General features: G+C 73.6%; 2 protein-coding genes. Both read left to right on the forward strand.

From position 1 onward, the window contains the following. The first annotated feature begins 70 nt into the window (after positions 1-70). Positions 71-9,448 carry a type I polyketide synthase gene (locus ABT130_RS09655; protein ID WP_350954313.1) on the forward strand — a complete coding sequence of 3,126 codons (9,378 nt, stop codon included), beginning with the start codon at positions 71-73 and terminating at the stop codon, positions 9,446-9,448. Between the two features lie 14 nt (positions 9,449-9,462). Then, positions 9,463-10,742: beta-ketoacyl synthase N-terminal-like domain-containing protein (locus ABT130_RS09660; protein ID WP_350954314.1), on the forward strand; the 1,280-nt coding region annotated here is incomplete at its 3' end.

Below are 10,742 nucleotides of genomic sequence, written 5' to 3' on the forward strand. Positions count from 1 at the left end.
GTACTCCATTGTCGGCCGAATAGCGAGGCTTGGAACAGCCTTTCTTGCCGGTTCACGATATGGAGCGAAGATGAGTCTCGACCATTCGACGTCAAACGAATGGGGAATCGAGCCGACCGACGCGATCGCCATCGTCGGAATGGCGTGCCGGCTGCCGCACGCGCCCGATCCCGGCGCGTTCTGGGACCTGCTGCTCCAGGGACGCTCCGCGATCACGGAGGCGCCCGCCGGCCGCTGGGGTGAGGCCGGCCCGACTCCCCGCTTCGGCGGGTTCCTCGACGACGTCGACCGGTTCGACCCCGAGTTCTTCGCGATCTCCCCGCGTGAGGCGGCCGCGATGGATCCGCAGCAGCGCCTCGTCCTGGAACTGGCCTGGGAGGCACTCGAGGACGCCCGGATCCTGCCCGCCGACCTCGCGACCACCTCCACCGGTGTCTTCGTCGGCGCCATCGCCTCCGACTACGCCGCCCTGCAGCACCGGCGGGGGACGGACGCCATCACCCGCCACACGATGACCGGCCTCAACCGCGGCCTCATCGCCAACCGGGTCTCCTACGCGCTGGGGCTCCGCGGCCCCAGCCTGACCGTCGACTCCGCGCAGTCGTCGTCCCTGGTCGCGGTCCACCTCGCCGCGACGAGCCTGCGCGCGGGTGAGTCCACCCTCGCGATCGCGGCGGGTGTGAACCTGAACATCGTCGTGGACGCCACCATCGCCGCCGAGAAGTTCGGCGGCCTGTCACCCGACGGGCGCTGCTTCACCTTCGACGCCCGCGCGAACGGCTACGTGCGCGGCGAGGGAGGAGGCGTCGTCGTCCTCAAGCCGCTGGCCCGGGCCGTCGCCGACGGAGACCGGATCCACTGTGTGATCCGCGGCAGCGCCGTCAACAACGACGGCCAGGCCACCGACCTCACCGGTGGCCTCACCGTGCCGAACCCGGACGCGCAGGCCGAGGTGATCCGGCTGGCCACCGAGCGCGCCGGAGTGGCACCCGATGCGGTCCAGTACGTCGAACTCCACGGCACCGGGACCAGGGTCGGAGACCCGATCGAGGCCGCGGCGCTCGGCGCCGCGCTGGGCGCGGGACGTGCTTCCCAGGACGCGCTCGTGGTCGGATCGGTCAAGACGAACGTCGGGCATCTGGAGGGCGCGTCGGGAATCGTCGGCCTGCTGAAGGTGGCGCTGAGCATCGGGCACCGGCGGATCCCGGCCAGTCTCAACTTCGAGACGCCGAACCCCGACATCCCCTTCGACCGGCTCAACCTGCGCGTGCAGTCGGGCACCGGCCCCTGGCCACGGCAGGAGCGGCCGCTCGTCGCCGGGGTCAGCTCGTTCGGCATGGGCGGCACCAACTGCCACATCGTGCTCGCCGAACCACCGCCCGCCAAGGCAGGTATCGATCCGGCTCCCGAGACCGAGGTGATCGCGTGGACGCTGTCAGGGGCGAGCGAGGCGGCGCTGCGCGGCCAGGCGGCCCGGCTGCACGCCTCCCTCACCGCACGTGACTCCTTCGATCCGGCCGGCGTCGCGCTGTCACTCGCCACGACCCGGACGGTGTTCAAGCACCGGGCGGTGCTCGTCGGAGAGCGCGCCGAGGCCCTCGACGGCCTGCGGGCACTCGCCGGGGGAGACCAGGCGGCCTGCCTCGTACGGGGCGTGAGCCGGACGGCCGGCGGCACGGTGTTCGTCTTCCCCGGGCAGGGATCCCAGTGGGAGGGCATGGCCGCGGACCTGTCGCGCACCTCGCCGGTGTTCGCCCGGCACCTTCGGGCGTGCGCGGACGCGCTCGCACCGCACCTCGACTGGTCGCTGACCGATCTGCTCACCGGCCGCCCCGGCGCGCCCCCGCTGGAGCGGGTGGACGTCGTACAGCCCGCTCTTTTCGCGGTCATGGTCTCGCTCGCGCGGCTGTGGGAGTCGGCCGGCGTCCGCCCCGACGCCGTCATCGGCCACTCCCAGGGGGAGATCGCCGCCGCTCACCTCGCCGGTGCCCTCTCGCTCGACGACGCCGCCGCGGTCGTCGCCCTGCGAAGCCAGGCCATCGCCACCATCGCGGGCACCGGTGCGATGGCCTCCGTCGCGCTCGGTGCGGGCGAGGTACGCGAACGGCTGGCTCACTGGAGCGACCGGCTCGGCGTCGCGGCGGTCAACGGTCCCGCCTCCACCGTGGTCTCCGGTGACGCCGAGGCGCTCGCCGAACTCCTCGCCGGATACCGCGACGAGGGCGTCCGGGTCCGCGAGATCCCCGTCGACTACGCCTCCCACTCGCCCCAGGTCGAGCCGGTGCGCGGGCGCCTCCTCGACGCGCTGTCCGGAATCCGGCCCCAAAGCTCGGCCGTCGCCTTCTACTCCACCGTCACCGGTGGCCGGCTCGACAGCGCCGCTCTCAGCGCCGACTACTGGTACCGCAACCTGCGCCAGAGCGTGGAGCTGGAACAGGCGGTCAAGGCCGCCGTCGCCGACGGGCACCGCGCGTTCGTGGAGAGCAGCCCGCACCCGATCCTCACCGAGGGCGTCCGGGCGAGTGCCGACGACGTCCTGGCGATCGGTACGCTCCGGCGCGGCCAGGGCGGCCTGCGGCAGTTCCTCACCGCTCTCGCCCAGCTCCACGTGGACGGCGGAACCGTACGCTGGCCGGATGTCATCGGCGCCGGGGCGGTGCCGGTCGACCTGCCCACCTACGCCTTCCAGCGCCGGCGTCTGTGGATCGACACCTCGTCCGCGCCCGCCACGCGCCCTGAGATCCTCAAGGACGCCGAGGAGGCCCCGGCGGCAGGGGACGCCCCGGCCTCGGCACTTGCCGCCCGGATCGAGGGGCTCGGTGATCAGGAGCGGGACCGCGCGGTCCTGGACCTGGTCCGGACAAGCGCGGCGATCGTGCTCGGCCACCCGGCGGGGGACGCGGTCGGCGAGGATCTCACGTTCAGGGACCTCGGCTTCGACTCGGCGGCGGGAGTCGAGTTCCGTGACCGGCTGGCCGCGGCGACCGGGCTGCGCCTGCCCGCCACGCTCGTCTACGACCGCCCAACGCCCCAGGCCGTCGCCGCCTATCTGCGCGACGAGGTCGCCGGTGCCGTCCCGGGCCGGGAAGTCCCCGCGTCGGCCAGGCCGGTGGAAGGCGAGCCGATCGCGATCGTGGCGATGAGCGGCCGCTGGCCCGGCGGAGCCGGGACGCCCGAGGAGCTGTGGCGGCTGCTGCTGTCCGGCAGGGACGCGATCGGCGGTTTTCCCGACAACCGGGGCTGGGACGTGGAGCGGCTCCTGGCCGCGGACGGGCCGGGCACCTCCGTCACCCGGGAAGGCGGCTTCCTGCACGACGCCGACCGGTTCGACGCCGCCTTCTTCGGACTGAGCCCGCGCGAGGCCGCGGCGATGGACCCCCAGCAGCGACTGCTGCTCGAAACGTCGTGGGAGCTCTACGAGCGGGCCGGGATCGACCCCTCCAGTCAGGGCGGCAGCCGTACCGGAGTGTTCGTCGGCGTGATCCCGCAGGAATACGGCCCACGCCTGCACGAGACGTCGCAGGGCTACGAGGGGCATGCCCTCACCGGCACCCTGAGCAGTGTCGCCTCCGGCAGGCTCGCCTACACGCTGGGGCTGGAAGGCCCGGCGATCACCGTCGACACCGCCTGCTCGTCCTCCCTGGTGGCCATGCACCTGGCGATCCAGGCGCTCCGCGCCGGCGAGTGCGAGCTGGCCGTCGCCGGTGGGGTCACGGTGATGTCCACGCCGGGCATGTTCACCGAGTTCAGCCGCCAGGGCGGGCTCGCACCCGACGGCAGGTGCAAGCCGTTCGCGGCCGCGGCGGACGGCACCGCGTGGTCGGAGGCGACCGGACTCGTCCTGCTGGAACCATTGTCGGCCGCCCGGCGCCGCGGGCACCGGGTGCTCGCCGTCGTCCGTGGCAGCGCGGTCAACCAGGACGGCGCCAGCAACGGGCTCACCGCTCCCAACGGCCCCTCGCAGGAGCGGGTCATCCGCGAGGCCCTCGCCGGCGCGGGACTGTCGCCCGCCGACGTCGACGCCGTCGAGGCGCACGGGACGGGGACCACGCTGGGTGATCCGATCGAGGCACAGGCACTGCTGGCGACCTACGGACGCGACCGCGAGGGCAGCCCGCTGCTGCTCGGCTCGTCGAAGTCGCACATCGGCCACACCCAGGCAGCCGCGGGCGTCACCGGCGTCATCGCGATGGTCCAGGCCCTCCAGCACGCGACCCTGCCGCCGACCCTGCACATCGACCGGCCGTCCCCGCACGTCGACTGGACGGCGGGCGCCGTCTCACTGCTGACCGAGGCCACCGCGTGGCCACGGACCGGTCGCCCCCGCCGGGCCGCCGTCTCCTCCTTCGGTATCAGCGGCACCAACGCCCACCTCGTGCTGGAACAGGCGCCAGAGGAGATCAGGACGTCCGAGCGTACCGACGAGCCCGGCCTCACCCCGTGGATCCTCTCGGCGAAGTCCGAGGACGCGCTGCGTGAGCAGGCCGCACGGTTGCGGGCGCGAGTGGCGGCCGATCCCGCACTCGGCGTATCCGATGTCGGGTTCACCCTGTCGGTGGCCCGCGCCGCCCTGGATCACCGCGCCGTCGTGCTCGCCACCGGCCGAGAGGAGTTCCTGGAGGCGCTGGACTCCCTCGCCGCCGGTGGAGTCACCCCGGCTGTCGTGGGCGGCACCGCCGCCAGACCGGGCGGGCTCGCCTTCATGTTCACCGGCCAGGGCAGCCAGCGTCCCGGCATGGGACGAGAACTCGCCGCGGCCTTCCCGGTGTTCGCCGACGCCCTCGGCGCCGCCGCCGCGCACCTGGACGGCCACCTCGACCTCCCGATCCTCGACGTCATGTTCGCCGAACCGGACAGCGCCGACGCCGCGCTGCTGGACACGACCGCGTACACCCAGCCCGCGCTCTTCGCCTTCGAGGTCGCCCTCCACCGGCTGGCCGAGTCCTTCGGTCTGCGCCCCGACTACCTCATCGGCCACTCCGTCGGCGAGCTCGCCGCCGCCCACGTCGCGGGTGTCCTGTCACTGTCCGACGCCGCGACCCTCGTCGCCGGCAGGGGCAGGCTCATGCAGGCGGTCGAGGCCACCGGCGCGATGGCGGCACTGCAGGGAACGGAGCAGGAGATCCGGGCGCTCCTGGCGGACCACCGCGGCGAGGTGGACATCGCGGCGGTCAACGGTCCCGACTCCGTGGTCGTCTCCGGAGACGAGGCCGTGGTGGGGGAGATCGTGTCGCGCCGGCGCGGGGAGGGCCGCAGGGCCAGGCGGCTCCAGGTCAGCCATGCCTTCCACTCGCCGCACATGGACGCGGTGCTCGACGACTTCCGGCGCATCGCGGCGAGTCTGGACCTCGCCGCGCCGCGCATTCCGGTGATCTCCAACCTCACCGGCCGCCTGGCCGCGGCCGACGAGCTACGCGACCCCGGCTACTGGGTCCGGCACATCCGGCATGCCGTCCGGTTCCGCGACGGCATCGCGACCCTACGTGACCTCGGTGTGAGCGACTACCTCGAACTCGGTCCCGACGCGGTCCTGACCGCTCTGGCCCACGACTGCCTCGCGGGAACTCCGCCACGCACCCTGGCCGCCGCGTCCCGCCCCGACCGCCCGCAAGCCCAGACGTTCGGTACGGCCTTGGCCCACCTGCACGTCCACGGCGTGAACGTCGACTGGCGGGCGGCTCTGAACGGCCGCGACGCGAAACTGGTCGACCTGCCCACCTACGCCTTCCAGCGCCGCCGGTTCTGGCTGGACACCTCCCCGGCCGTCTCCGGCACGGCCGCCGCGGGCCTGGAGACGGCCGGGCACCCGCTGCTGGACGCGGTGGCCGACCTGGCGGGCGGCGAGGGCTCGCTGCTGACCGGCCGCCTCTCGCCACGCACCCAGCCCTGGCTGGCCGACCACGTGGTCTCCGGCGGCATGCTGCTCCCCGGCACGGCGTTCGTCGAGCTGGCCCTGCACGCCGCGGACCGGCACGGGGGTCTGCGCCTCGACGAGCTGGCGCTGCAGGCACCCCTGGTGATCCCGGAGCGCGGCGAGGTCTGGGTGCAGCTGTTCACCGGCGCCGACGACGGTTCCGGCCGCCGCCCGCTCGCCGTCCACTCCAGGACCGGCCCGTCGGAGAGCTGGACCCGCCACGCCACCGGTGTCCTGACCGCCGCCACCCCCGCGCCCAGGCAGGAGGAGGCCGGCGCCTGGCCGCCGAGGGGAGCGATCCCCGTCGATCTGGAGGGCCTGTACGAGCGGCTCGCCGACCAGGGATACGAGTACGGCCCCGCCTTCCGCGGGCTGGTGGGAGCGTGGCGGCTGGGCGACGACATCCTGGCAGAGGTGCGGCTGCCGGACGAGCACCTCGCCGAGGCCGCCGGGTACGGCATGCACCCGGCCCTGCTCGACGCCGCCCTGCACGCGGTCGTCGGGATCACCCTCGTAGCCGACGAGCGGGGCATCCGCCTGCCGTTCTCGTGGAACGGGGTGTCGCTGGAGGCGTCGGGCGCGACCGTGCTGCGCGTGCGGATCACACCGACCGGCCCCGACACGGTCGGGATCACCGCCACCGACGCCACCGGCGAGCCCGTCGTCTCCGTCGAGTCCCTCACGTTCCGGCCCGTCGCCCCCGGGGGGCTCGGTACCCCCCGTACGTCGAGCCACGCGATGCCCTATCGGCTGGACTGGGTGCCCGCACCCGCCGCCCGGACGCCGATGCCGGCCCGCTGGACGGTGGTCGGAGCCGGCCTCGACATACCCGACGTGCCGATGGCCGCCGACCTGGAGGCGTCACGGGCGGCCGTTCCTGATCTCCTGCTCATCTCCGCGACCGGCGGCGGCGCGGCGCCGGACCCGGTGCTGCCGCAGGCGCTGCACACCGGCACGGTCACCACGCTGGACCTGCTGCGCGAGGCGCTGCTGGACGAGCGGTTCGCGGCCACCCGGGTGGTCGTCGTCACCCGGCGCGCCGTCGCCGTCCATCCGGGGGAGGACGTCGAGGATCTCGCGCACGCCGGGCTCTGGGGACTGGTCCGCACGGCACAGACCGAGTTCCCCGGCCGCGTCGTCCTGCTCGACCTCGACTCGCACCCCGGGTCACGAGCGGCCATCGCGGCGGCACTGGCCACGGGTGAGAGCCAGCTCGCGGTGCGCCGCGGCGAGATCCTCGTCCCCCGGCTCGCCCGGCCGGCGGCGGACGACGCCCTCGACCTTCCCGACGAGGCCTGGCGGCTGGACGCCACCGGCTCGGGCACGCTGGCAGACCTCGCGCCGCTGCCCGCTCCCGAGGCGGAGCGCCCGCTGGCAGCGGGAGAGGTCAGGGTCGCGCTCAGGGCTGCCGGACTCAACTTCCGCGACGTGCTCATCGCTCTCGGCATGTATCCCGGCGACGCCAGGATCGGCGCCGAGGGCGCGGGCGTCGTCGTGGAGACCGGGCCCGGTGTGACCGGTCTGGTGCCCGGCGACCGCGTCATGGGTCTGGTCCAGGGGACCGTCGGTCCCCTCGCGGTCACCGACCGGCGCTACCTGACGCGGATCCCCGCCGGATGGTCGTTCGCGCAGGCCGCCACCGTGCCGGTGGCCTTCCTCACCGCCTACCACGGTCTCGCCGACCTGGCGGGCATCCGCCCCGGCGAGCGGCTGCTCGTCCACGCGGCCACCGGCGGCGTCGGCATGGCCGCCGTCCAGCTCGCCCGGCACTGGGAGGTCGACGTGTACGGCACCGCCGCGCCTGCCAAGTGGGACACCCTGCGCGAACAGGGACTTGACGACGGCCACATCGCCTCCACCCGCACCCTCGACTTCGAGACCGCGTTCCCCGCCGTCGACGTCGTTCTCAACTCCCTCGCCCACGAGTTCACCGACGCGTCCCTGCGACTGCTGGCGGACGGCGGCCGGTTCGTCGAGCTGGGCAAGACCGACCAGCGCGACCCCGTCCAGGTCGCGGCGGCCCACCCGGGCGTCACCTACGAGGCGTTCGACCTGTTCGAGGTGGACCCCGGCCGGATCGCCGAGATCCTCGACGTGCTCGCCGACCTGTTCGACAGCGGCGCCATCTCGCCCCTGCCGGTCACCGCCTGGGACGCCCGGCACGCCCACCACGCCCTGCGCCATCTCAGCCAGGCACGGCACACCGGCAAGCTGGCCGTGACCCTGCCCGCTCGCCTCGACCCGGCGGGCACCGTCCTCGTCACCGGCGGCACCGGAACGCTGGGCACCCGCACCGCGCGCCATCTGGTCACCAGGCACGGGGTCCGCCACCTGCTGCTCGCCGGACGCGGCGGCCCGGACGCGCCGGGCGCCGCGCGACTGCACGCGGAACTCACCGCGCTGGGCGCAGAGGTGCGGATCGCCGCGGTCGACGTCGCCGATCGCACCGGCCTGGCCGCGCTGATCGACTCCGTACCGGCGGGACACCCGCTGACAGCCGTCGTGCACGCCGCCGGCACACTCGACGACGGGGTCCTCGGCTCGCTCACCGCCGACCAGGTAGGCGGGGTGCTCCGGCCCAAGGCCGACGCCGCCTGGTACCTGCACGAGCTGACCCGCGATCTCGACCTGTCCGCCTTCGTGTTGTTCTCCTCCGCGGCGGGCATCCTGGGCAACGCGGGCCAGGCCGGTTACGCCGCCGCGAACGCCTTCCTCGACGCCCTCGCCCACCACCGTCGCGCGCACGGCCTGCCGGCCACGTCACTCGCCTGGGGGCACTGGGCGGAGAGCAGCGGCATGACCCGCGACCTCAGCCGGGCGGACCTGGCCCGGCTGGCCCGCGCGGGCCTGCCAGCCATGCCGACCGGGTACGCGCTCGCCCTGCTCGACGCCGCGCTGGCCATGCCGGACCCGGTCGTGGTGACGGCCAGGCTGGCCCCCGAGGCGACCGGTTCCCCGCTGCTGCGAGGGCTGGCCCGGAAACGGCCCCGGCGGATCGCCGTACCGGCGGCGGGGACGGCCTCCCTCGCCGAGGAACTGGCCGGCCGGCCGGAGACCGACCGACTGCGCAGGCTCCTGGCACTCGTACGGTCCACCGCGGCCGCCGTGCTCGGCCACCCGGACCCCGACGCCATCGCCCCCGACCGGGGGTTCCTCGACGCCGAGTTCGACTCGCTCAGCAGCATCGAGCTCCGCAACCAGCTCGACAAGGTCACCGGGCTGAGACTGCCCACCACCCTCGTCTTCGACCATCCCACGCCGGTCGCGCTCGCCGCGTACCTGCGGACCCGGCTTGTCCCGGCTGAGACGCCCGAGACGCCCGGCCCGGAATCCGAGCTGGACCGAATCGAGGCGGCCCTCGCCGGCGGGGCCATCGACTCCGGCACGCGAGAGCGGGTCCTGGTCCGGCTGAACGACCTGCTGACCAGGTGGGGCGGGCCGAGACCCACTCCGGAAGACGATCTCGGGCGCATCGACGCGGCCACGAACGACGAGATCTTCGAGCTCATCGACAACGAACTTCGCCTCTCGTGAAGGGCACCCCTCCCATGGCTGATGAAGAGAAGCTCCGTACCTATCTCAACCGGGTGACCCTGCAGCTCCAGCAGACCCGGCGGCGCCTGCACGAGGTCGAGTCCGCCGGCAGGGAGCCGGTCGCGATCGTGGGAATGGCCTGCCGCTTCCCTGGCGGGGTCACCTCGCCGGAGGACCTGTGGCGGCTGGTGACCGCGGAGCAGGACGTGATCGGGCCCTTCCCCACCGACCGCGGCTGGGATCTCGACGGCCTCTACCACCCCGACCCGGACCGCAGCGGCACGTCCTACGTACGCGAGGGCGGATTCCTGTACGACGCCGCCGAGTTCGACGCGGAGTTCTTCGGGATCTCGCCGCGCGAGGCGCTGGCGGCCGATCCGCAGCAGCGGCTGCTCCTGGAGACCGCCTGGGAGGTGCTGGAGGACGTCGCCGTCGACCCACTCGCCCTGCGTGGCAGCGACACCGGCGTGTTCGTCGGCGCCATCGCCCAGGAGTACGGCCCCAGCCTTCACCACCGGCCGGCGTACAACACCGACGGCTACCTCCTCACCGGTAGCACCACCAGCGTGGCGTCGGGCCGGATCGCCTACACGTTCGGGTTCGAGGGGCCCGCGGTCACGGTCGACACGGCGTGCTCGTCCTCACTCGTCGCCCTGCATCTCGCCGCTCAGGCGCTCCGGCTCGGCGAGTGCTCCTTCGCGCTCGCCGGAGGTGCCACGGTCCTCGCCGCACCCGGGATGTTCATCGAGTTCTCCCGCCAGCGCGGGCTGTCACCCGACGCCAGGATCAAGGCGTTCGCCCGGGCGGCGGACGGCACCGCCTGGGCCGAAGGCGTCGGGCTGCTGGCACTCGAACGCCTCTCGGACGCCCGCCGCAACGGTCACCGGATCCTGGCCGTGTTACGTGGCAGCGCGGTCAACCAGGACGGTCGCAGCAGCCAGCTCACCGCTCCGAATGGTCCGTCGCAGCAGCGGGTGATCCGGCAGGCGCTGGCGGGTGCGGGGTTGTCGGTCTCTGAGGTGGACCTGGTCGAGGCGCATGGGACGGGGACCAGGCTGGGTGATCCGATCGAGGCGCATGCGTTGCTGGCGACGTATGGGCAGGGGCGGTCTGCGGGTCGGCCGTTGTGGTTGGGGTCGGTGAAGTCGAATATCGGGCATTCGCAGGCGGCGGCGGGGGTGGCCGGGGTCATCAAGGTGGTTCAGGCGATTCGTCATGGGGTGTTGCCGAAGACGTTGCATGTGGATGAGCCGTCGCCGCATGTGGACTGGTCGGCTGGGGCGGTTGAGTTGCT

The sequence above is a fragment of the Streptosporangium sp. NPDC001681 genome, assembly GCF_040298085.1.
Classification (GTDB): domain Bacteria; phylum Actinomycetota; class Actinomycetes; order Streptosporangiales; family Streptosporangiaceae; genus Streptosporangium.

Bases quoted from the DNA above. Each gene is read 5' to 3' on its own strand.
- ABT130_RS09655 (WP_350954313.1), top strand. From the start codon at position 71: ATGAGTCTCGACCATTCGACGTCAAACGAATGGGGAATCGAGCCGACC.